This window comes from Anabaena sp. CCY 0017, from assembly GCF_963920885.1.
Classification (GTDB): Bacteria; Cyanobacteriota; Cyanobacteriia; order Cyanobacteriales; family Nostocaceae; genus Nodularia.
The window spans coordinates 19,590-41,034 of the sequence record NZ_CAWUDG010000016.1 but is presented as its reverse complement, the minus strand read 5'-3'; the positions used below and the strand labels follow the sequence as shown (position 1 = coordinate 41,034).

At 37.5% G+C, this 21,445-nt stretch carries 28 protein-coding genes and 1 pseudogene; 17 read left to right on the top strand and 12 right to left on the bottom strand.

Going from position 1 to position 21,445, the window contains the following annotated elements; translation table 11 throughout:
- Positions 1-301 precede the first annotated feature (301 nt).
- Positions 302-1,339 (top strand): helix-turn-helix domain-containing protein, encoded by a 1,038-nt coding sequence (locus ACM0OW_RS18000; protein ID WP_414551522.1) that lies wholly within the window; start codon positions 302-304, stop codon positions 1,337-1,339.
- Positions 1,340-1,506: 167 nt separating this feature from the next.
- On the opposite strand, the gene ACM0OW_RS17995 is transcribed toward ACM0OW_RS18000, so the two are convergent.
- A complete protein-coding gene (locus ACM0OW_RS17995; protein ID WP_414551521.1) occupies positions 1,507-2,160 on the bottom strand; it encodes an HAD family hydrolase in 654 nt (217 codons plus the stop codon).
- A 169-nt stretch (positions 2,161-2,329) separates the two neighbouring features.
- Between ACM0OW_RS17995 and ACM0OW_RS17990 the strand changes: the two genes are divergently transcribed.
- Positions 2,330-3,106: a glucosamine-6-phosphate deaminase gene (locus tag ACM0OW_RS17990; protein ID WP_414551520.1), complete on the top strand. Its 777-nt coding sequence runs from the start codon at positions 2,330-2,332 to the stop codon at positions 3,104-3,106.
- 50 nt (positions 3,107-3,156) lie between these two features.
- Here ACM0OW_RS17990 and ACM0OW_RS17985 read toward each other — a convergent pair whose 3' ends face one another.
- The 5 genes from ACM0OW_RS17985 to ACM0OW_RS17965 form a co-directional block, all read right to left on the bottom strand.
- Complete coding sequence (locus ACM0OW_RS17985) at positions 3,157-3,423, bottom strand: hypothetical protein (protein ID WP_414551519.1); 267 nt, start codon at positions 3,421-3,423, stop codon at positions 3,157-3,159.
- A gap of 287 nt (positions 3,424-3,710) precedes the next feature.
- On the bottom strand, positions 3,711-3,845 hold the full coding sequence (locus ACM0OW_RS17980) for a hypothetical protein (RefSeq protein ID WP_414551518.1): 135 nt from the start codon (positions 3,843-3,845) through the stop codon (positions 3,711-3,713).
- Between the two features lie 35 nt (positions 3,846-3,880).
- Complete coding sequence (locus ACM0OW_RS17975) at positions 3,881-4,117, bottom strand: hypothetical protein (protein WP_414551517.1); 237 nt, start codon at positions 4,115-4,117, stop codon at positions 3,881-3,883.
- 371 nt (positions 4,118-4,488) lie between these two features.
- On the bottom strand, positions 4,489-6,192 hold the full coding sequence (crtO, locus tag ACM0OW_RS17970) for a beta-carotene ketolase CrtO (RefSeq protein WP_414551595.1): 1,704 nt from the start codon (positions 6,190-6,192) through the stop codon (positions 4,489-4,491).
- 324 nt (positions 6,193-6,516) lie between these two features.
- A complete protein-coding gene (locus ACM0OW_RS17965; protein WP_414551516.1) occupies positions 6,517-7,284 on the bottom strand; it encodes a DUF2993 domain-containing protein in 768 nt (255 codons plus the stop codon).
- Between the two features lie 372 nt (positions 7,285-7,656).
- Here ACM0OW_RS17965 and ACM0OW_RS17960 point away from each other — a divergent pair, with 372 nt between their 5' ends.
- The 4 genes from ACM0OW_RS17960 (at position 7,657) to ACM0OW_RS17945 (ending at position 11,133) form a co-directional block, all read left to right on the top strand.
- Positions 7,657-9,861 carry a phosphoketolase gene (locus ACM0OW_RS17960; protein ID WP_414551515.1) on the top strand — a complete coding sequence of 735 codons (2,205 nt, stop codon included), beginning with the start codon at positions 7,657-7,659 and terminating at the stop codon, positions 9,859-9,861.
- Positions 9,862-9,986: 125 nt separating this feature from the next.
- Positions 9,987-10,331, top strand: a complete 345-nt coding sequence (locus tag ACM0OW_RS17955; RefSeq protein WP_414551514.1) for a hypothetical protein — start codon at positions 9,987-9,989, stop codon at positions 10,329-10,331.
- Between the two features lie 111 nt (positions 10,332-10,442).
- The gene (locus ACM0OW_RS17950) at positions 10,443-10,733 is read left to right on the top strand and encodes a YkvA family protein (RefSeq protein WP_414551513.1); all 291 of its coding nucleotides are present in this window, start codon (positions 10,443-10,445) and stop codon (positions 10,731-10,733) included.
- A 91-nt stretch (positions 10,734-10,824) separates the two neighbouring features.
- The gene (locus ACM0OW_RS17945; RefSeq protein ID WP_414551512.1) at positions 10,825-11,133 is read left to right on the top strand and encodes a hypothetical protein; all 309 of its coding nucleotides are present in this window, start codon (positions 10,825-10,827) and stop codon (positions 11,131-11,133) included.
- Positions 11,134-11,256: 123 nt separating this feature from the next.
- Here ACM0OW_RS17945 and ACM0OW_RS17940 read toward each other — a convergent pair whose 3' ends face one another.
- Positions 11,257-11,664: a hypothetical protein gene (locus tag ACM0OW_RS17940; protein WP_414551511.1), complete on the bottom strand. Its 408-nt coding sequence runs from the start codon at positions 11,662-11,664 to the stop codon at positions 11,257-11,259.
- A gap of 97 nt (positions 11,665-11,761) precedes the next feature.
- On the opposite strand from ACM0OW_RS17940, the gene ACM0OW_RS17935 reads away from it, so the two are divergent.
- The 3 genes from ACM0OW_RS17935 to ACM0OW_RS17925 all read left to right on the top strand — a co-directional run bounded on the left by ACM0OW_RS17935 (position 11,762) and on the right by ACM0OW_RS17925 (position 13,339).
- On the top strand, positions 11,762-12,313 hold the full coding sequence (locus ACM0OW_RS17935; RefSeq protein WP_414551510.1) for a hypothetical protein: 552 nt from the start codon (positions 11,762-11,764) through the stop codon (positions 12,311-12,313).
- Positions 12,310-12,864 carry a hypothetical protein gene (locus tag ACM0OW_RS17930; protein WP_414551509.1) on the top strand — a complete coding sequence of 185 codons (555 nt, stop codon included), beginning with the start codon at positions 12,310-12,312 and terminating at the stop codon, positions 12,862-12,864. The genes ACM0OW_RS17935 and ACM0OW_RS17930 overlap by 4 nt, the downstream gene beginning before the upstream one ends.
- 238 nt (positions 12,865-13,102) lie before the next feature.
- Positions 13,103-13,339 carry a hypothetical protein gene (locus ACM0OW_RS17925; RefSeq protein WP_414551508.1) on the top strand — a complete coding sequence of 79 codons (237 nt, stop codon included), beginning with the start codon at positions 13,103-13,105 and terminating at the stop codon, positions 13,337-13,339.
- Between the two features lie 33 nt (positions 13,340-13,372).
- Here ACM0OW_RS17925 and ACM0OW_RS17920 read toward each other — a convergent pair whose 3' ends face one another.
- The gene (locus tag ACM0OW_RS17920; RefSeq protein ID WP_414551507.1) at positions 13,373-13,597 is read right to left on the bottom strand and encodes a DUF2281 domain-containing protein; all 225 of its coding nucleotides are present in this window, start codon (positions 13,595-13,597) and stop codon (positions 13,373-13,375) included.
- A 179-nt stretch (positions 13,598-13,776) separates the two neighbouring features.
- Between ACM0OW_RS17920 and ACM0OW_RS17915 the strand changes: the two genes are divergently transcribed.
- From ACM0OW_RS17915 to ACM0OW_RS17900, 4 genes and pseudogenes are all read left to right on the top strand, one after another.
- Positions 13,777-13,941 carry a hypothetical protein gene (locus tag ACM0OW_RS17915; RefSeq protein ID WP_414551506.1) on the top strand — a complete coding sequence of 55 codons (165 nt, stop codon included), beginning with the start codon at positions 13,777-13,779 and terminating at the stop codon, positions 13,939-13,941.
- 292 nt (positions 13,942-14,233) lie between these two features.
- Positions 14,234-14,452 carry a type II toxin-antitoxin system HicB family antitoxin gene (locus tag ACM0OW_RS17910; RefSeq protein ID WP_414551505.1) on the top strand — a complete coding sequence of 73 codons (219 nt, stop codon included), beginning with the start codon at positions 14,234-14,236 and terminating at the stop codon, positions 14,450-14,452.
- Positions 14,453-14,554: a type II toxin-antitoxin system HicA family toxin gene (locus ACM0OW_RS17905; RefSeq protein ID WP_414551504.1), complete on the top strand. Its 102-nt coding sequence runs from the start codon at positions 14,453-14,455 to the stop codon at positions 14,552-14,554. It abuts the gene before it with no gap.
- A gap of 12 nt (positions 14,555-14,566) precedes the next feature.
- Positions 14,567-14,671: pseudogene (locus ACM0OW_RS17900) on the top strand (type II toxin-antitoxin system HicA family toxin); the annotation flags it as partial.
- A gap of 132 nt (positions 14,672-14,803) precedes the next feature.
- Here the strand turns inward: ACM0OW_RS17900 and ACM0OW_RS17895 are convergent.
- From ACM0OW_RS17895 to ACM0OW_RS17885, 3 genes are all read right to left on the bottom strand, one after another.
- Positions 14,804-15,046 carry a hypothetical protein gene (locus ACM0OW_RS17895; protein ID WP_414551503.1) on the bottom strand — a complete coding sequence of 81 codons (243 nt, stop codon included), beginning with the start codon at positions 15,044-15,046 and terminating at the stop codon, positions 14,804-14,806.
- A 67-nt stretch (positions 15,047-15,113) separates the two neighbouring features.
- On the bottom strand, positions 15,114-15,410 hold the full coding sequence (locus tag ACM0OW_RS17890; RefSeq protein WP_414551502.1) for a type II toxin-antitoxin system RelE/ParE family toxin: 297 nt from the start codon (positions 15,408-15,410) through the stop codon (positions 15,114-15,116).
- Positions 15,411-15,417: 7 nt separating this feature from the next.
- Positions 15,418-15,633 (bottom strand): addiction module protein, encoded by a 216-nt coding sequence (locus ACM0OW_RS17885; RefSeq protein ID WP_414551501.1) that lies wholly within the window; start codon positions 15,631-15,633, stop codon positions 15,418-15,420.
- A 272-nt stretch (positions 15,634-15,905) separates the two neighbouring features.
- Between ACM0OW_RS17885 and ACM0OW_RS17880 the strand changes: the two genes are divergently transcribed.
- A complete protein-coding gene (locus ACM0OW_RS17880; protein ID WP_414551500.1) occupies positions 15,906-16,121 on the top strand; it encodes a hypothetical protein in 216 nt (71 codons plus the stop codon).
- Between the two features lie 30 nt (positions 16,122-16,151).
- Here the strand turns inward: ACM0OW_RS17880 and ACM0OW_RS17875 are convergent, their stop codons facing one another.
- Positions 16,152-17,792 carry a fasciclin domain-containing protein gene (locus ACM0OW_RS17875; RefSeq protein WP_414551499.1) on the bottom strand — a complete coding sequence of 547 codons (1,641 nt, stop codon included), beginning with the start codon at positions 17,790-17,792 and terminating at the stop codon, positions 16,152-16,154.
- Positions 17,793-18,622: 830 nt separating this feature from the next.
- Between ACM0OW_RS17875 and ACM0OW_RS17870 the strand changes: the two genes are divergently transcribed.
- The 3 genes from ACM0OW_RS17870 to ACM0OW_RS17860 all read left to right on the top strand — a co-directional run bounded on the left by ACM0OW_RS17870 (position 18,623) and on the right by ACM0OW_RS17860 (position 21,372).
- Positions 18,623-19,396, top strand: a complete 774-nt coding sequence (locus tag ACM0OW_RS17870) for an MlaE family lipid ABC transporter permease subunit (protein WP_414551498.1) — start codon at positions 18,623-18,625, stop codon at positions 19,394-19,396.
- A gap of 259 nt (positions 19,397-19,655) precedes the next feature.
- Complete coding sequence (locus ACM0OW_RS17865; RefSeq protein ID WP_414551497.1) at positions 19,656-20,387, top strand: hypothetical protein; 732 nt, start codon at positions 19,656-19,658, stop codon at positions 20,385-20,387.
- A 217-nt stretch (positions 20,388-20,604) separates the two neighbouring features.
- Entirely contained in the window at positions 20,605-21,372 is a 768-nt protein-coding gene (locus ACM0OW_RS17860) for a DUF1350 family protein (protein WP_414551496.1), read from the top strand.
- Positions 21,373-21,445 lie beyond the last annotated feature (73 nt).

Sequence of the window (21,445 nt, the reverse complement as noted above, 5' to 3'; positions counted from 1 at the left end):
TATTTTATGTAATTATTTTTCCTACGGTGTTATCTATGAATCTCAAGACGTGATCCAGGCGATAGCGAAGCGCTGCTGCTTTCAGCAGATCGCCAAATTTATCTCGGCTTTACCAAAACTTTTTATTTGTACAATCATGCTTGAAGAGAAAATCTAAATTCCACCTGAACTCAGTAAATTTACGATTTTCTAGAAAAACATATATAATTAATACAGAATAATCCGGATTATAAAGCAGAGAAAGCGAGAAATTATACAGATTAATTACTTTTTGACTTCAATATCAGGAGCAACTTTAACCATGACTATGACACCTGTGTATTTGTTTACTATTCCTGGAAATCCTAGTATCAAAATTTCTCAAGATGAATTGCGATCGCTATTAGGTGAAATTGAAGCTGAACTTCATAGCAGTAAAGTTTATCTTCGTGCTATGGCGACATTACAGAAATTGCTGGGTGCTTCAGGAGAACCAGTGAAGATTTTGTTGAAAGCGGTGGGTAGAGAAGCTATTAGTTTGGCTTTTCAGCAATTCGCACAACAAGAAAAAGCTACAGAGGTTCATAGTGTTTCACCTTCACCAAGTGTAGAAGCAAAAATAGCTCCTGATTCACCCAGTATAAAAGTAGCACCGCAAACCAGCACCGCATATATTAACGAAAAAGAAGTATCACCAAAGGCTACTGTAAAACCAGAGAAAAGTTCGGAAATAAACTCTCCAGGTGCAGCACTGATTAATTGGTTAAAGCCAAATAGAAAATCAGACCAAGCTGCACTAGCCAAGCAAACGGCGGCCGAACAACGTAAAGAAATTATGTGCAGAATAGGTCAACAACTCAAACAAGCACGTGAGTCTCAAGGCCTGTCTCTGTGTCAACTTAATATTTATACTCATGTGCCAATTCATCGGATGGAAGCAATAGAAAATAGTAATTTTGACTTATTGCCAGAAGATAATTTGGTACGTGGATTTATTCGAGTTATGGGAAATGCTTTAGGACTAAATGGCACAAATTTAGCGGCTTCTTTACCCGCAACCGATACAGTGCAATCAATTTTACCTTCTTGGTATGGTTCTACGAAACCTGCTGGAGGATCGGGGATAGATATTCGTCCCATACATCTGTATGTAGGTTATACAGCGCTTGTGGCTGGGGCTGTAGGAGGGGTATCCTTGATTTCTCAACAAACAAATACTGGTAAAGTTCTGAATCCAGATATAGTAACTTCCCCATCTTCGTCTGTGTCTCAATCATCACAAAACTCTGAAGTAAATACAAAACCAGGGTTAAAGTCTAATAATGTTGGTTCAGATATTTCCCCACCAGAATCTTTTTAACTAAAAGTGCGGAGTGCTGAGTGGGTAGGGGCGGGTTTAAGCAGTGAGTTGGTGGTTGTTGAAATCCTTAGTAAACCCGCCCTTACAGGAGTGCTGAGTGCGGAGACAAACCTATTTGTTTTAAAAATCTCAAGCAATCAATAATGCCGTCACAACTTTCACGATTGCTATAGCAAAGAATTAAGAAACTTCCACAACTGCAAATCAGTAAAATCTGGAATTGCCATAAATGTGCCAACTTGCTGCAAAACTTGCGGATCATGGGTAGAAGCAATGCCAATGGTACGAATACCAGCACCCACTGCGGCACGAATTCCAGAGGGAGAATCTTCTAAAGCGATCGCTTGTTCTGCGGCAATTCCCAACTTCTTCAAGGCAACTTGATAGGGTTCAGGATTGGGTTTACCTGCTATACAATCATCAGCTAAAACAATCGTGTGGAAAGCTTCCTTAATGCCTAAAACTTCCAGCATATATTCTGCATTTTGTCTAGGAGCATTAGTTACTAAAGCCCGTTTTAGCTGATGTGTTTTTGTCCATGCTATGAGTTCAGCAAATCCACCTAATGCTTGCAGATGGGGGGCGAGTTCGCGAAAAAGTGCCTCTTTTTCATCTGCAAAGTTTTCACCTTCAGCTACTGTTAATTGTGGCAAAATATCTTTAACAATTTCTGGGTTTAGCCGTCCACTAATCCGAGATTTATAGAATTTTTCGTCAATTTTAAGATCGTAACTCAGCAACATTTTCTGCCAAGCTTGGAAGTGAATGGGATCAGTATTAACAATAGTACCGTCTAAGTCAAAGAGAATTGCTGCCAGCATGATTTGGTAAACTGTAAATAATTATTAAGTTAACTTACATAGTTTACAGGGTTTTTTGTCCTCAATCATTGTGCTGGCGTGAATACAGGAATAAAACAATCTGAAATTCTGATATCTATACTAAAAAAAGGATGTCAGTGCATAATTGTCAAATATCCCATGTAAGCAAATGTTAGCCGCTACAAACTTTTTTCGCGTTGATGATTTATTGGTGCAGATTTACAAGTCTGAAGTTGAAATGGCAGAGAAAGTTGCCGAAATCGCCCAAAATTATTTACAGCAAGTTCTCCAGCAACAGGAAACCGCAGCAGTACTGTTAGCCACAGGAAATTCCCAACTCAAATTTCTTGATGCTTTAATCAAGTTGGGTGGTGTAGATTGGTCACGGATTACCTTATTTCATTTAGATGAATATTTGGGGATTACAGCTGATCATCCGGCGAGTTTCCGGCGATATCTGCAAGAACGTGTAGAGAAGCGGGTTTCTCCCCGACAATTTCATTATATAGAAGGTGATACATTGCAACCTCTAGCAGAGTGCGATCGCTACACCAAACTATTGCAAGCCCAACCCATTGATTTATGTTGTCTTGGTGTTGGTGAAAACGGACATTTGGCTTTTAACGACCCCGCAGTAGCCAATTTTCAAGATGCTTACAGCGTCAAACTGGTGAAACTAGATACAGCCAATCGCCAGCAACAAGTTAACACAGGTCAATTCCCTAATATTGATAGTGTTCCGCAGTATGCTTTTACTGTTACTTTGCCTTTAATCTGTTCAGCCAATAAAATTATTTGTCTAGCACCAGAAAAACGAAAAGCCCAAGTAGTAAAACAGATGCTCAAAGGGTCAATTAACACCAATTGCCCAGCCTCAATTTTACGTCAACAATCCCAAGCAACCTTATTTATAGATGTAAATTCTGCCAGTTTATCGCTCCCTTAATCCCCTTTCCGGCTCCCTCTCCTTACTAAGGAGAGGGTTGGGGTGAGGTTCTATGGCATTGGTTTATGACCGAGTTTAAAATGAGATAAACAAGCTTCTAAATAGGTACAGTCTTCACACTTCAGTTCCTTTCCAGGATTTGCACAACCACAGGGAGGATTGACAAAGCAATCAGCAGTATTTTTGGGTGTGGAGTATTTTTTCAAAATATAATAGAAAGTAGCTTCTTTTAGACAAAAAATAATATCTTGTACCATAAAGACGATTTGCCGAAATGTATTTAAGTGATGAGTAATGATAATTTCTTGAGCATTCAAAGCTTAGATAAAGTTGAAACCACACACCACTGATTTCATGCAGAATTTTTATTTTTTACCAAAAATGTGAACATAATGGCATGATGAAAGTTTGAGAATGTATACACTATTCCTTGCACATTCTCATTCTCTATACGCTAGTAAATAAAAACCTCATACTTTAATGGTGTTTTATTTAAAACTTAGGTAATATTTTATTATCACTCAGCTTATTACTTTGGATATAGCGATTCTCAGGGAAATTAATAAATGAATTGCCCCTAATCTCTAAATATCCTCTAAATTACTCACATTATGCGAGTTAATTGATCTTCCCAATAGGTGCGGACGTTATCATATTTACCAAAAAGGTTGCCGACATAAAGATCGTATTTTCCCTCTTTGACAGCTTGTGAGTAGGTTTGTTCTCCAACTGATGGCATGATTTTTCCTTGTGATAAATTACAGAGTTTCAGCTTCAATGAAGAGTACCTTGCCACTTACCAATGCCGTAAAGTTTTTGCCCAGCCGCGCATAAAGGTTGATGACCACCTTCCACATCCACTATAGATAAACGCTGGTGTCCCAAGACAAAGTTATCCTGTGCAATTACCCCAATATCATCAGGCCCTCGATGAGCCAAAGTTGATAACATTTCTTGGAAATCATTGCTATTTGTTACACTTGCGCCGAAAACGCCAAGAATGCCACACATAATTAGTCCCTATGATTAAATCTGGTTGTGTTGCAAAAAGTCGGTGATCATTTTTTCGTTGTTTAATCACCTCTTGCCAACCAGATCCAATAAATTTAACGCTCGATAATGAGCATTTTATCTATCAGATTTACCCAGTGTATAACAAATTGTAACAACAATTACATTTTGCCTTTCTCTCAGTAACTGAGTTTCTGGCAACTTGGCATAAAAATTTGGATATTGTGTTGAAAATTTAGGCTTTTCAGATTTTTTGAGACTTCTACAAGATATATTTAATTTGGCAAGGCAAAATTAAACTTATATTACGTAATGCAAATATAGAACCTCACCCCCAACCCCTCTCCTTACTAAGGAGAGGGGAGACTTTATTAACTAATGCCAAATACTGAACCGACACTGGATTTAAATGAATCTCTGGCATCCCTTAAAGTTTGAGCCAAAGGATGTTTTGCTTGCAAAAATACCCGCGCACAATTACGTCCCGGCATTCCTGAAATTGAACCACCTGGATGAGTTCCCGCACCCGTTAAAAATAGATTTTCAATAGGTGTTTTGTAGTTAGCTAATTCTGGCAAAGGACGGAAAAACACCATTTGATCTAAAGTCATATCAATATGGTAGTAATTCCCTTTGTAAGAACCTAACCTTTCACCCAATTCGGCTGGACTTTCCACACGACGGGCGATAGTTGCTGCTTTCACATTTGGGGCATAATTAGCTAACTTATCAATTACTTTGTCTGCAACTTGATTCTTCAGTTCATCTGTCCAACCTGTACCTCTTAAACCAGTACCTTCAGCACCTGCTATTTGATAAGGCGCAAAGAATTCAATCCATAACGTATGTTTACCTGGTGGTGCTAATGTAGGGTCAAGGGCGCTAGGCATCACCGCATACATGGAAGGGTTAGCATCGGGAATCTCGCCTATGGTACATTTACTGTGAGCCTGTTCAACGTGAGCCATTGAATCTGCAATTAAAATAGATCCAATGAGATACTCATCTTTGTGGTCATGGTGCGGAAAATGCAGAGGTTCGTCTAAAGCCAAGTCTATTTTCAGGATTGTTTCGTTATTATTAATGATGCGACGTTCTAACCTTTCTCGTAAATCAGGATCAGCATCATCTACTTCACTGGTATCCATTAGCTGTAAAAATAGGCGTTTAGCATCAATATTGGAAATAACGCCATATTTAGCACGGTATTCTTCACCACCGCCAACCCTGACACCAACAGCTTTACCGTTATCAATTAATACTTTTTCTACCTGTTGGTCTGTTAAAATTGTCCCACCTTTACTAGTAACTAATTTAACTAATGCTTGGACTAACGCCCCAGTTCCCCCACGAGGTCTAGTCATACCAGGGTTGTGACGCATAGCCATCATCATTACACCAATGGCTAGGTTTTTTTGTGAAGGTGGCGCACCCAATTCTGAAGCTAGTCGAGACAGTGGGGCTTTTAAGAATTCCTCATCAAACCATTCATCAAGAATATCCTCAGCACTATTTAGCATTGTGCGAATAAAATCCAAACTTTTGGCTGGCGAACCGACTACCGAAAATAAATCTTTAAATTTTTGTACATTGTAGTTTCCAAAAATATCTATAAATGATTTTGGTGGCGCGTTAAACATCGGAACCATTGCACTGATTGCCCTTTGCCAATAATCTATAAACTCGGCATATTTTTTAGCATCGCGTTCATTGTAACGAGCGATTTCTGCACAAGTTTTTTCTACTGATTTGTGAGCTAAAAAATACTTTCCATCTGGATGGGGACAAAAAACAACTGGGTCACAATCTAAATATTCTAAGCCATATTTTTCTAATTCTAATTCTTCCACAACTGGCCCCAAATGAATAAATTCGTGGTCAATTGCACACAAATTAAATTTAAATCCAGGTGCTTCTTGAGGTAAGCATTCTTCGGTTGTAGCTGCACCGCCGGGAACCGAACGCTTTTCTAGTAGCAGGACGCTATAGCCAGCCTTTAGTAAATAACCAGCACAAACTAGCCCGTTATGTCCTGCGCCAATAATAACAACATCATACTCTTGCATATTTGTAATCTGGGAATATAGTAATAGACCATTATAAATGGTGATCAAAAAAAAATGACAATTATCAGAACTTAATTAGCATTTCTCACCCTGACTCAGATACAGTGATACCATTTCTTAATCAGAAACAGCGCCGAATTGCTTTCTTCCTTCTCTCCTCTTCCTTCTTCCTTTGTGTACTTTGCGTACTAAAGCCCTGGGGGCATACGCTGCGCGAATGCGGTTTGTTACTCATGAATTTATTGCAGCGTATCGAGACGATACAGAATTAACATAAGAATTAATTGACCACAGATAAATTTGGATCACAGTAAATGCTTCAAATCCATAGGACTACTGAAGCTGGTCAATAAACTCAAATTGTGATGCCGATATTTGCTTCACATTAGCTTCAATCATGAGTATTATACTATCCTGTTCAACCTCCATATTTATAATCCGATAAGCTATATCTTCCCACTTCAAAAAAGGTAGACTTGCTAGTTCTTTTATCTTCTGCATGAATGCTAAAATTAGTTCTACAGAAATGCCTTCTCCTTCAGTACAAGTGACACTTTCCAACAAGATGGGATGGTAATTAGTCCGGGGGCGAAAAGTTAGATTTACACCTAGTAAACGCGTATTTTCTTCTAATTTTAGTAGCCCTGTGGCATTGAAACCAATTTTGCCATCTCCAGGTAAAAATATATCAGTATGTTGGGGCTTAAAAGTGACAATTTTGCCATTTACATTTAAAGGAAAGTTTTCTACCAAACTACGAATTAGCTCTGAGGTCAAAGCCAGGTTTATATCTGTTTTTGTTAATACAATACGCGCCACCGCATTGACTGGTTCATTCAGTTCAATTTGACCGAAAATAGCACTTAAAGGATTGACGGCAACATTATCTGTTTGCAGTTGAATTTCCTGCACCCGAATATCTGGTTTTATTACCAGTCCTTGACCTGAAACTGAAACTTTCTCAGCTTGTCCCTGAACAATTTTCAAGACATCAGTTTGTACATCTACATCAATTTGTTCAGCTGTATCTAGTTTTTCCGATACTCTTCGTTTTGCTTCCTGTGATACAAACTGTTCTTCTATGCGTTGCTTGTCTGTCATGAAATTTGGCGTTACTCAGTTTTATATATTGGTACTTTAAACTCTGGAGACTCAGAAACGTATCTACACCAAGATGTATGCAAATATGAGTATTTGAACCACATCTGTCGTCAGGACGCAAATCCTTGCGCCCCTATCGTGTGGTCTATTTACCTGGAAATAGCTGGAAATAGCTGAGAGTGGGAGTATAAACTTTTGGTGTTTAAAGCAGTAATATTACTTATTCTAATTCGTTCTTTACTCAACAACTATTTAAACTGCTTATCCTCACCTGGGGAAATTGCAATAAGTTCTGACCACCTCAAAGATGTAAAATTTTTGTTAAATTCATCAAGCATCTAGAATTTGTCCTCTTTTTATAAGGTTCTCAGCATGATATCAAAAGCATCTTCCGCGCTTCCTAATTTTTGTGAAGGAATTCAATATTTTGGTGAGGCATTACCAAACTTTGAGACTTATGGTATAATGCCAGCTATAGATTCTGGCAAGAAGGCGATCGCAGATCCTACAGATCCCGCAGCTGTCTATCAAACTTTACTTGCTGCCGATGCCCTGCGCTACCTGACGCTGCAAGTTACAGCTAGTAAGGCATCTGGACACCCAGGCGGTTTTGCCAGTCAAGCAGAAGCTTATGCAGCCCTAGTAATGCTGGGTCATAAGAATATTATCACCGAAGTGGGACACCATGCCCCTGGATTCTATAGTGCCATGTTTTTGGATCGTTCCTTGGAAGACATGGGCATTTCTACAGTACAGCAATTGCGCGATCGCTTCCGAGAAAAGCACGGACTCTTAGGACACCTTTCCGGTTTCATCCCTGGTATTCTCGCACCGGCTGGACCTCTAGGACAAGGACAACACTTTGCTATGTCCGCCGCTTTGCTGCATCGAGATAAATTATTCCCCTTTACAGTGGGTGATGGTGGATTGGGTGAGCCTTATATTGTCAGTGCGATCGCCCACTTTAACACAGCATATCCCAGCGTCACCAATTTCTTACCCGTCATGGTGTGGAATGGTTACAGCCAAGAACATCATAGTATGGTTTCCCTCAAAACCAACGCCGAAATGAAAGCCTACTGGCAAGGAAACGGTTTTGCGGAAGTCGTATTAGTGGATGCGAAAGACTTTGACGACCAAAACCAACCAGAGGATTATGTAGATAGTACCGTCTTTTCCTTCGAGCAGCGCCTAGCCTTCACCAAAGCCGTACTTTTGGGAATCGATAAAGCCGCCCATTCTGCCTTAAATGGAAAGTTAACGGTATTCATCATTAAACAACTCAAAGGCGCAGGAGTTCACGCCCTGGGTTCCCAATCTCACAACCTTTATCCGAAAGATACCCTAGATGCGCCGCACATTATCAGTGCATTAAAAACCCGTGCTTTATCAGTAGAAGCTTGGGAATTAGTCCGCACAAATGCCGAACGCGCCGGAGGAGGTCCCGCAGCCAAAACAGTAGTTACTGAATTTGAATTACCCTTAGCAGATTTAGGACAATTACCCTTAGAAGAATATCCAGTAGGTGGAGATCCCAAAGTTGCTACAACTGTAATGGGTAAATTAGTGGGATTTGTGGGTAAAAAAGATAGTAACTTCTTAGTCACCAACGCCGACGGTAACGCCGCATCAGGAATTGGTAATATTAATGAGGCATTAAAAATCATTCACCCCACCACCGATGAAACCTATCATCAAGCACCAAACGGACAAGTTTATGAACCATTGAGTGAAGATGCTTGTGCAGGTTTAGCGGCTGGATTAGCGTTAATGGGTGCGAGAAGTTTATGGTGTTCTTATGAATCTTTTGCCATCAACGGATTACCAATTTGGCAAACAGTCATCCAAGCAATGGCAGAATTGCGCCGTCAAACTCCGTCAACAATAACATTATTTACTGCGGGTGCATTAGAGCAAGGGCGCAACGGTTGGACACACCAACGCCCGGAAATTGAAGCTTACTTTGCGTCACTGATGCGAAATGGAAATGTCTTCCCATTATTTCCCCCTGATGCTAATAGTATCCAAGGCTGTTATGACTGGGCATTGCAAACAAAGAATAAGGGAATTGTGATTACAGCCAGTAAGTCACCCTTACCAATTCGCACTACCTTAGAACAAACTCGGCAAGGTTTAGAAGATGGTGCAATCTTATTACAAGAAGTGCCAGGAGATAAACAAGTTGTGTTTGCAGTCATTGGCGATATGACCTTAATTCCTGTATTTGAAGCGGCGGCTTTCTTAGAAACTGAAGGTATTGGAGTGAAGATTATTTCTATTATCAATCCTCGCCGTTTGTATCGTCCTGATGATACAGCTTGGGAAACTTGTTCAGAAGCCGATGGTGGTTTTATGGATGATGCCAAGTTTGCCGAATTATTTGATGGAAGTGCCTTAATTGGTGTAACTGGTGGTGCTGCGGCGATGCTGGAACCAATTATGTTACGCAGTAATTGCAAGCGTGATACTTTCGCCTGGAAGCGTGGGGAAACTACCGCCAGTGCGGGAGAGTTGATGGCGTTTAATGGGTTGACTGCTGAGGCGTTGACTAAGCGGGCTATTGAGTTAGTGCATTAAGGATTTTTAACCGCAGATGTACGCAGATAAATTATTGTTGAAATGCGTATATTTGCGGTATTAATTATGTCTAATTCAAGATATGTATATAATGATTAGCTTATATGTAAACTTACAAGGTAAATATGAAACTTAGTCTTGGAAATCTACTTACACTATCAATCTTGATTGTTTTTATATCCAGTTCTTGTTCACAGCAAAATCAGCCTAATCAATCAGTAGAAACCGTAACACCTATTCAGCCAAAAATAGAAACGATAACACCGATTGAGCCAAAAGTCGAATCTTCTCCAGTTAATCCAGAAATTACATCTACTTCCAAAACAATAACTAAAGAAGAGGTTGTATGTGCCTATAAATCTGAAGTTGCTGCTCAAGAATTTGTTAACAATGTTAAACAAAACTTTAATACTAGCGATGTTGAAATTGAGGCTAGAGGTAATTGTGTTATTTACAAATGGTACAAATAGACGATTAGAACATTCAGTTTTAGTTTTCACAGTTAACTAGACAAATTAAATTTATTTCTCTTAATTTTATAATCAGCCTAGTAGTGTTTTAGATATTTATTAGCGTGATTTATGGATAATTTTCTTAAACAAGTTAGACGTTTTATTGGTTTTGTCCCTTTTACAAGAGATGCAATAGCCATGTATTTTTGTATGCTAGACTATCAAACACCAGCTTATGCGAAAGCTACAATTGCAGCTGCATTGACTTATTTTATATCACCGGCTGATGCTATACCTGATTGGATAGTAGGAATTGGTTTTACAGATGATGCCGGCGTTATTGCAACTGCATTAGCAACTATACGCGCTCATGTAAAAGATGAACATTGGAAAAAAGCAGATGATTTTTTGAATTATTAATTATTTCACATATACAATTGCTAAATTAAAAATATTAGATTAAAATAATGATGATATTTGAACATTTTGATTTTGCAAAGAAAACAATTTTATGAACTATGTTGAACGCCTAGCAATCCTTCTAGACCTATATAGACTAGAACCGTCTGATAAATTTTATCAAGAAATTGAAAATCTAATGATAAGTTATCAATCTAATCCTCCTGATGCAGTTAGAAAAAATATGGAAAATATAAGCAGTGAATCTATGCAAGAAATCAGGAAACATCCAAATTGGATGAAACCTGAACCACTAACAGATGCGTTTAGTCATTTTATCAATTGCCCAACAAATAAAACATTTGAGATTTTGAAACTAAAAATGCAAGAGTATAAAACACATTTTAATACTAATAACTAAAGTTTTAGTTTTTAACTTTTCTAAAATAAGAGTTTAAACTAAAATAATCAATGATTCTGAAATTAGGTAAACATCAAAAATCATGCTTAATTCTGAGTTTAAATACTCTTTTATCGGTATTTGTCAAAGGTCTATATGTTCTGGACAGTATGCTTTTTCTGCCGCCAGTTGTATTGATATATCTATCATATCTATATCTGCTGATTTTTCAGGTGTAAGCTTACCTTGATTTATTAGCTCTAGACCAGTTAGAATATTATTCTTTCGTATCTCTTCTTTACTTATACCTTTGGTTAATAATTGACAATATTCCATACCTTGCTGTCTTGATTTATCCCGACCATATAATTCATTAAAAAATTTTTTTTGTCTTGTATTTATCTCATTACTTTTACTACTATTCAAAAGTCTATTTAGTTCTTTATCAAATTCTGAATTTGCATTAGAACACCCATAGGTTATTATTAACAATAATAGAATCATACTGAAACGTGCTAAATATTTAGTCAACATTTTTATTAATAGATTCATATAAGCAATGTAATAATATTAACATATTCCTGATTAGGATAAATAGGGTGTAACATAAGTTAAAACTTATACATCTTACTAAACCCCAAATTTAATCATGACCACAGATGCAGAATACCAAGGAAGAATTACCAGCTATGACTGGGATGATTTAATGAGATTATGGTCAGAAATTAAAGCAAAAAATACTGCAAATTTTTGGGATGCAGGTAAAGCATTAGAATATTTAGTATTACGCGCATTTCAACTTGATGGTGCTGAAGTAGCTTGGCCTGATAGTGTAAAAATTAAAGGAAAAATAGTAGAACAAATTGACGGCGTGGTATACACAGACAGCCTAGCTTGCCTGATAGAATGTAAAGATACCACAGAAGAGGTTAATATTGAACCAATAGCAAAGCTACGAAATCAACTACTCCGAAGACCAGCAACAGCTATTGGTAGCGTGTTTAGTCGCACTGGATTTACAGAAGCCACCGTAACTTTAACAGGGTTTGTTGCTCCTCAAACTATTCTATTGTGGGGAGGAGAAGAAATTGAATATTCACTACAACATAAATTTATCTGTAAATCCCTAGTCAAAAAATATCGTGTTTGTGTTCATAAAGGTATCCCTAACTACGACATTATAACGGAGAGTTTTTCATGACACTAGCATATATGATTGCAGAAAGTGAAACAAATATAGAGATTTTACAGAAATTACTGCCAAAAAATCTGATTCAAGATATTCAATTTATAGCAGGTGAAAGTTCTTACAGAGCGCGTTCTTTAGCTACTTCACTTCTAGCGACTCGAAAAATACCAGTTGCTCTTGTCATGGATGCAGATACAGATAACGAATCTCAAGTATTTGAAAAGCAAGATTTAATTAATTATGTATTAAATCAAGCATCTTCTGGTACTCCCTTTCAATTATTTTTGGCTGTTCCTCAATTAGAAATTTTATTTTTACAAGATAAATCATTAATTGAGAAAATAGCACAAAGGAAATTTAATGATTTAGAATGGCAATTTGCCCAAAGTAAACCTAAAGAATTTTTAGAGACAGTTTTAGGAAAAAAACACTCAATAAATGAGAGAATATTTAGCAATATCAATGAGCAAGAAATTAAGATATTACGACAACACCCATTAATACAAGAAATGATAGTTTTCTTATCATCTCTGACCTCAGACGTGATGATAACACAGCGATGATGGGTTAGCGATCGCGTAACCCACCAAAGCAATAAACTAACCTAAAATGGTGGGTTAGGTTGCAAACAAAAATCTTCACGTTGAACATATTATTCTCTGCGCCTAACCCAGCCTACATCCTTTGTGTGTTTAGGTTGCAAAGGTCAATCATCATGTTTACCAGATTATCCGGTGCGCCTCAGTTATAATAAATTAATACTGAAAATCTTACTGAATTTAAGACTTAAGGTTAGTCATAATGCTGCAAATCATCCAAGCAACCTGTACAAACGGTGAACTTGTTTTGAGTGAAAAGCTAAGTTCCGAATTAGAAAGTAAAACCATACAAATTATGATTCTCGAACCAAGCGAATCTACTCAAGCAATAGATTCTGAAGAATCAAAAATACAGCAATTTGTAGAGCGAGTTAATAACTACTCCTTTCCACTTCCCCCAGACTACAAATTCAATCGAGAAGAAATCTATGACAGATAAAATTTTTCTCGATACCAATCTCTGTATTTATCTCTATGCTAAAAAATCTTTATTGGTAGACAAATCATTTGCTGATTCCACACAACCAATGTATTCTTGAGCCATAGTTAAAGCCGAAATATCTGATTTTTGGGGTTGATTTGATAACCCTTGTTTGTCGATTTTCGCTAGTAAAAATTCTACAAAATCCAGCGTCTCTTGTTGCCTATCAGGAGGTAATATCCTTACCTTATCTATAATGATTTCTTCAATACTCATTTTATTTGTCCTCTAGGATAAATAAATATAGTTCAAATTTTATCACATAACACTATAATTAGCTAATAGTGTAAATAGTGGCTGAGGTTGCAAAGGTCAATTATCATGTTTACCAGATTATCCGGTGCGCCTTAGTTATAATAAAATAATACCGAAAATTTTACTCAATTTAGGAGTTAATGATGGTAATAAAATTTGAAGAAATATATAGAGATATTGATACTTTACCAGAAGAAGCTCAAAGCTTACTACTTGATTTTATTCAGTTACTCAAAAAGCGTTATCCAAAACCCGAAAATCAACACATAGAAAATGAGAAAACTTTCTCATCTACCCAAAAATAAAAACCACATCCACTAGACACATTTATCGAAAAACATGGTGCTTGGGAAGATGAACGCACAGCAGAAGAAATAGTCAAAGAGATTTACGATAGTCGGAGTATTTCTAACACAGAAAGCAAATGAACGTCTACAAACCATGCTCTTAGAAGGATTAAACTCTGGAAATGCAACAGAAATGACTGCTCAAGATTGGGAAGATATCCGTCAAACAGTCAGTGAAAGAATTAACAAACGTCAAAGCGCAATTTAGCCGTGATGTTTGAACTTAAAAAAAGACCTCAAAAAAAACGCTATGAAATTTCAAGTAATATTCACTTATGATTCAGAATATCTAGGTTACGTTGCTGAAGTACCAGAACTTCCTGGTTGTGTCAGTCAAGGTAAAACCTTAGATGAAGCAATTGAAAATATCAAAGATGCAATAAAAGGCTATCTTCATGTATTAGAAAAACATGGTAAACCGTATGTACCTAAAGAGTCTCAATCTTTTGTAGGAGAAGTATTAATATAAATGGGACGTTTATCAAATATTTCGGGTAAACAAGCAGTCAAAATTTTTCAAAAATTTGGCTATGCTGTAGATCATCAAACCGGAAGTCATATCATACTTTAGCACGAATCAAAACCCATTTTATCAGTTCCCAATCATAAAGAACTAGCACCAGGGTTACTCAGAAGTTTAATTAGACAAGCAGAAATTACAGTAGATGAATTTTTAGGAAACAAGTAATACCTTTAGTGGGTAACTATCACCCAAACTATTTTAACTAATTTCAATAGGTGAGATATTTTTCCATTCTTCAGACTCATTTTGTTTTTGAATAGATTTAGTTATTTATAATAATTTGGTACGTCATAGTATCTATTTACGCTGATTGCTTAGATACTGCTCAAAAGTAGTATATTCACCATTGGCGTATTCATCACGTACTAACTGAATCTCTCTTGCAGTTGCTTCATCTTCTTCCCAATTTTCTTCTTCAGCTTCAGCAATAGCTTGATCAAGAATCTCCCAAAGTAGCTTTTTTTCTGATAGGTTTAGCGCACTTAAGGAGTTAATGAGTAACTCTATAGGAATAAATAAATTTAGTCCTGCTTGTGACATTGCTTTGATTATCCTAATGTCTATCTTTATATTTTATCAGATAACTATTAGGCGATCGCACAAAATCTTATAAACGCCTTTCCCACTGTTGCGGATCACGTTTAACATGAAAACAAGCAATAATTGAAATTCTTTCATCTATAATAATATAAAATAATCCATAGGGGAACTTCCGAATTAACTTTTTTCTAATTTGTTCGTGAACAATTGGACAAGCAAAAGGATTGCGCTGAATTGTAGAAAAACTAGCATCAACAACACGAATAAATTCAGAACCTAATCCAATCATTTGCTGTTCATACCAATTATAAGCATCCTCCAAATCAAGTTCTGCTTCTGGTGTAATTAAAATTTTGTAATTCATGTATTAACTAAGAATTAAATTTTTGTTTTACTTCCTCCCAGGTAGACACTTGATGAGGATTTTGATCATAAATTTTTAAACGTCTCTCTAATTCCTGTTTTTGAGCATAACTAATATTTACATCATCAGCATCTATAGTGATACTATCCCAAATATCTTGGACTAATTGAATTCTTTCCGCAATGCTTAATTGCAAAATGTTGTGAGGTAGTAAATTTTCCATAAATTTTATCTCTTGAATAGACAATATTTTTTATTTTAACTCATCATTAGCAAGTAGGTTAGGTTGAGAAGCAAAACTCACCTACCATAACCAGTCTGTAGCGATCGCATGACCCACTAAAGCTATAACCTAAGCTAAAATTGTGGGTTAGGTTGCAAACAAAAATTTTCACTTTGAACAGATTGTTCGCTGCGCCCAACCCACCCTACATTCTGTGTGTTGCTTTAAATAAAGTGCAAAATTGAGGTGTACGCATTGATTAAACAAGGAACATGGACGCAGAGAAAAAAGCAGTTATATCACCAGTCAATTTACAAACGCCAGCCGATGCGGAACTGGAACGCCAGCTGCGGGAACTCAAGTTTAGACAGGAACTCAGAAAAGACTGGATTCTATTTATTGTCCGGGATGTTGTGATTTTTTCTGTAGCGATCGCCTTCGTTTTTTCTATCTGCGGCTATTCCCTATTCATCCTGATTAACCGCTAACTCAAGTTCCCCTCCTAGCGGGGTTTCCCACTAAAAGTTATAGCCGATTCCCAGTAACAAACCGATATCAGTGCGATCCAAAAATGCCGCATTTACAGTACCTGTGGCGGTAAAGCGATCGCCTAAAGGCAAATCTACACCACCAGACAACAATAAACCAACATCAGAACCGCCCCCAGTATTAATAGCGACACCAGCACCTAAATAAGGAGAGATTGATAACTGTTGTCCACCCAAGGGATCTGCGGAACGGGGAGAAAAATCTAATGTTACGGGAACTAGAAACATTGTATCGCCCCCAAATATCACCGATGGGCGCACCGAAATCTTATTTGTCAGCCCAATTTTGCTGATGACTGCATAGTTACTTTCGCTAAGGGTAGAATTTCCACTGATGCCAATGTTACCAGCAACGCCCACATAACTAGAACCACCACGAGTAGCTGCACCTGGATCTATAGGAGTGTTCTGTGTTTGTGGCTGCTGAGTTACTCCCAAGTTAGGTGGAATGAGGACTTCGTTAATTGCATGGATGACACCATTACTGGCTTCTATGTTCGCCTGAATCACATTCGCATTATTGACTGCAATTTGATTGGTGGCTCTATCCAGCTTAATATTTACAGGTACGTCCTCAAAAGTTTTCAATTCTCCATCTGAGAGTTGATTAGCACTTACCTCCCCCGGAATCACATGATATCTCAAAATCTGAATCAATAATGCTCTGTTTTCCGGTTGCTGTAACTCCTCTAGAGTCCCCGCAGGTAAAGCCGCAAAAGCCGCATCTGTGGGCGCAAAAACTGTGTAAGGGCCTGGCTGTTGCAGAATACCAGCTAAACTTGCTGTCTGCAATAAAGAGGTCAAGCTGCTAAAAGATTCACTCGCAGCAGCAATCGAAACAATATCTTGAGCAGTTTGAGTTTGTTGAGCAACTCCAACTATATAGTTAGTCGCCATAACATTACTAGTCAAGGCTTGCATTTGTCCCTGTCTGACTAAAGCTTGATATAAAATAGCCGATGCTTCAGCACGAGTTAAAGGATCTAGCGGGTTGAGTAAATTGACATTGGGATAATTGACTACAATATTAGCTTCTGTGGCTGCGGCGATATTATTCAATGCATAGTTGGGGATGGCTGAAGCATCTGTATAGTAAGTATTCACTACACCTAATGAATTTTCGCTCGTTTGCAAACCCAAACCATTTGTTAAAGCAACTATGGCCTCAACTTTGCGAATTTGCTGATTTGGCAGAAATATATTTCCCGGATAACCTGACATAAATCCCGTTTCGTAGGCTTCCTGAATTGCCGAACTAGCCCAAAAGCCAGCACGAACATCTCTAAAACCGTTTGGACTTATTTGCCTCACAGACTCTTGATTAAAAGCTTTTTGAATCATGGCTGCAAATTCAGCCCGACTCACAGGTTGATTTGGCCTAAAAGTGCCATCAGGAAAACCAGATACGATGTTTCTTGCAGCTAAAGCCTGAATAAATGGACTTGCCCAATAATCTGAACCAATGTCAGACAAGTTAGCAGCTATAGCAGGCGAGAGAGTCCTAGGAACCCTAGTTTGAGCCGAAACTATTATGGGATTGATTGTGGCAACTGTCACTCCCAAGGCTAACAAAGTTGTGCTGACCGATGACCAACGCCGGAAACTAATCATGAAAATATCCTCCTAAAAAAATGAACATTATTGTCTATGAGTCTGAGTAAACAAGCCTAGAAACACAAGTTTTGGTTGATTCCAATAGCTCCATTATGAATGCAATATTTAACTGATGGGGAGATAAAATTTTGCGGACATAATCATTTGTGCCTAAAACATCTTGGTGAATTTGTCATTTCTTTGATAGTGGCAAGTTAGCATAATCTGAAGCATTTAATGGCCATTTTGCCAAATGACTGAACAAGGATAATACCACTAAATTCATACATTCTGGCATCTAAATAGGATTAAAAAAATGCTTTTTCATCAATATACAGTAAATAATCTCAGATTTAACTCAATTAAACAACTAGCTTAGGGTTTAAATATTATTTTTTTGATATTCCTCTGGATAGTTGACGACAATCAGAAAATATTATTGAGCAAAAGCTTATTAGTTTATTAAGTCTGATTATTTAATTAAATTGTCTTCTATTTAGTGAACAAAAAGATCCCCTACTTATTAAAGAAGTCGGGGATCTGAAACTCTTGTTTTTTATTCATATAAATTACAAAATTTTCCAAAACTAACTTAATTCAGTTAACTGTAAGATGAGTTTTTATGCATAAGTTAATACTCCGATATACTAATTTATGCTGCTCAGTTTAGCGATGTCATCAAATACACAAATTTTTGGCTTCTCTAGGGGCAAAATATTTTGATAGCAGACACAATTTCCGGTAAGCTAATGACGAGGCTCAGTTTATACAGACTGAACTCTGAAGACAAGCACTAAATTCGTTCCACATCCTGAACAGGGGACAAAAATTCAGTCGTAAGGGCGGTAATGCAAACCAAAAAAAAATTAGACCAATTATGGATTGTACGTTGTTTTGCTGCATTGCTACTCTTTGGTCAAGTACTGCTGCATTTACTTCAAGGAAAAACTTACTACCGGAAAATTTTACAACACATGGTGACAGCCGGCCCAGCTTCGGTGGCTCCGGTGATCCTGGTCAGTGGGTTTGCGGGGATGATTTTTACTATTCAAACTGCTAGAGAATTAGCCAGGTTTGGGGCGTTAGATGCGGTTGGGGGTGCTTTTGCGTTAGCTTTTTGCAGAGAATTAGCACCACTGTTGACAGCTAGTATTATCGCCGGACAAGTAGGTTCGGCTTTTGCCGCAGAAATAGGTGCTATGCGAGTTACAGAGCAAATTGACGCACTTTATATGCTCAGAACAAATCCCATTGATTATTTAGTGCTTCCTAGAGTAATTGCTTGCATTTTGATGATGCCAATTATGATGGTTTTTGCTTTAGTTGTCGGCATCGCTGGCGGAGTTTTTGCCGCATCACAATTTTACAATATTGATTCGGAAGCTTTTTTAGAGTCGGTGAGAACTTTCTTAGAACCATCAGATTTACTTATGGTTTTAGTAAAAGGTCTGATTTTTGGAGCTATAGTTGCCATTAATGGCTGTAGTTGGGGACTAACTACCAAAGGCGGAGCCAAAGAAGTTGGAGAATCGGCAACAACAGCAGTTGTCACTACTTGGGTATTAATCTTTATGACAGACTTTTTTCTCTCTGTGTTGATGTTCGATAAGTCTATCCCTTAATTATAGTGTTACATCTGAGTCTACTGTGCTAAAAAATAAAAATGCTATGGTCAAGTTTTTTATCAGCTATATGTAATCATTTACCAAGAAGTTTGAGTCTGAAAATATAACTAATTCTCAAGTAAAAACAGTATCAAATTGTACTCAAAACTTTGGTGTGTAGCAATTAATTCCATAGGAAAAATGGCAGAAATTATAATTTAACGAGCCATCAATAAATTTGATTGCTATATTGTACTAAATAACTATTCTGGTGAGGATGGGGAAAGCTGTGCGTAATGATTTATATGGCTTAGATATTAGTCATAAAGAATTGCGAAAGTTGACTAATTTACCTGTGAAAGACGAATTAATTATTATTAGCAATCCGTTAATAAAAGTTGCCACAAGGATTTTAGATAAGCTCAAGGGTTCTGAGGGAGCTACTGTAGTTTTTATTAGTTGTTCTATTTTTGTCTTTAGTTATTTGCTGTTTGATTTGATTATTAAAGTATTTGCTACTTGGGTGACAATTCCATCCTGGGTTTTGTTAATAATATTAACTTTGTGGTGTGGTGGAGTGACACAGATTGTTTTGTATTTATTATGGTGGAAAAAACTGAAAACTTTGGCTCGTAATATGACAAATTCTTTAGAAATACTTTTAAGTGATGTTGATAGATATAATGCTGTGATCAAAGCTATAGATATCAATGATCAAATAGAAGCAGCTGGCAACCCAGGAGTAGTTATTGAAGAAAGAGAAAGAGTGATCGCCGCTTTGAAACTGACAAGAACCGATTTAATTCGGGCTTTGAAGACAGAAAGGATTTTAAGAGAAAACAAGAATTTTATTCTCAGGAATACAGAACTATTTGCGAATAATTTAGCAACTTTAACGGCAATGCAAGTTACAGAAGAAGCGAGCGAGCATGGTAGATTGCTCAATGAAGCTTTGCAAATTGCCTTAGATGTGCAAATTGAAATGAAAAGGCTGCAAACCCAAGGCTAGGCAATAAATCAGCTTTTTGACTTTTGACTTTTGACTTGACGGCGGTACTAAACCTTGTCCATCATGAAAAGTGGAGTTTTTGTCATTGCGACGTAAGGAAGCAATCTCACCATCTTGACTAAAAACTACGGGTCTCAACCTAGACGAGGTTTAGCTCCCCAGGAGTGCATCAACGGTCTAACATAAAGAGGTGTGAATTTAGCGATCGCCTATAGGTATGGACTGGAAAGAAATTAGAGGTAACTGGGTACTCATTCCCCCAAAGCCCATTGGGATGATTCATTTTCTGGGAGGTGCATTTGTCGCCACCGCACCCCATCTCACTTATCGCTGGTTACTAGAACAACTGGCAGATAAGGGCTATGTTATTATTGCTACACCATTTGTGAATACATTGGATCATATTGCGATCGCCAAAACTGTACTGCTGAACTTTGAACGCACCATAGAACGATTACAAGACTCTGGGGCTTTACGCCAGCTCTATCTTCCTACCTATGGACTAGGGCATAGTATGGGTTGTAAACTACACCTACTCATCGGGAGTCTGCTACCTGTAGAACGTGCGGGGAATATTTTAATTTCCTTCAACAACTACGCCGCCAAGGAGGCTATCCCCTTAGTCGAACAGTTAAATTCTACTTTTATGGTTGAGTTTACACCCTCGCCATTAGAAACAAACCAGATGATACAGGAAAGTTACAATATCCGGCGCAATTTATTAATAAAATTTAGCAACGATACCATTGATCAATCAGCACCTTTAACCAAAATCTTACAAGCCCGCTTCTCTGATATGGTGACAACACAAACTTTACCAGGCACTCACACGACACCTTTAGGTCAAGATATCAAATGGCAATCAGGAACATCATTTACTCCTTTAGACGCTCTAGGGCAATGGTTTAGACAAGAAGTTTACCGAGATTTAAACCAGCTAAAACGCGCCATTCTCTTATGGATAAATCCGTTGTCGCCTCCTTAATTTAGATATTTAATTATCTCTATTCATCTTGCGTAGAATCTACCAGAGTTTTATTTTTGATTAATTTTAAAAT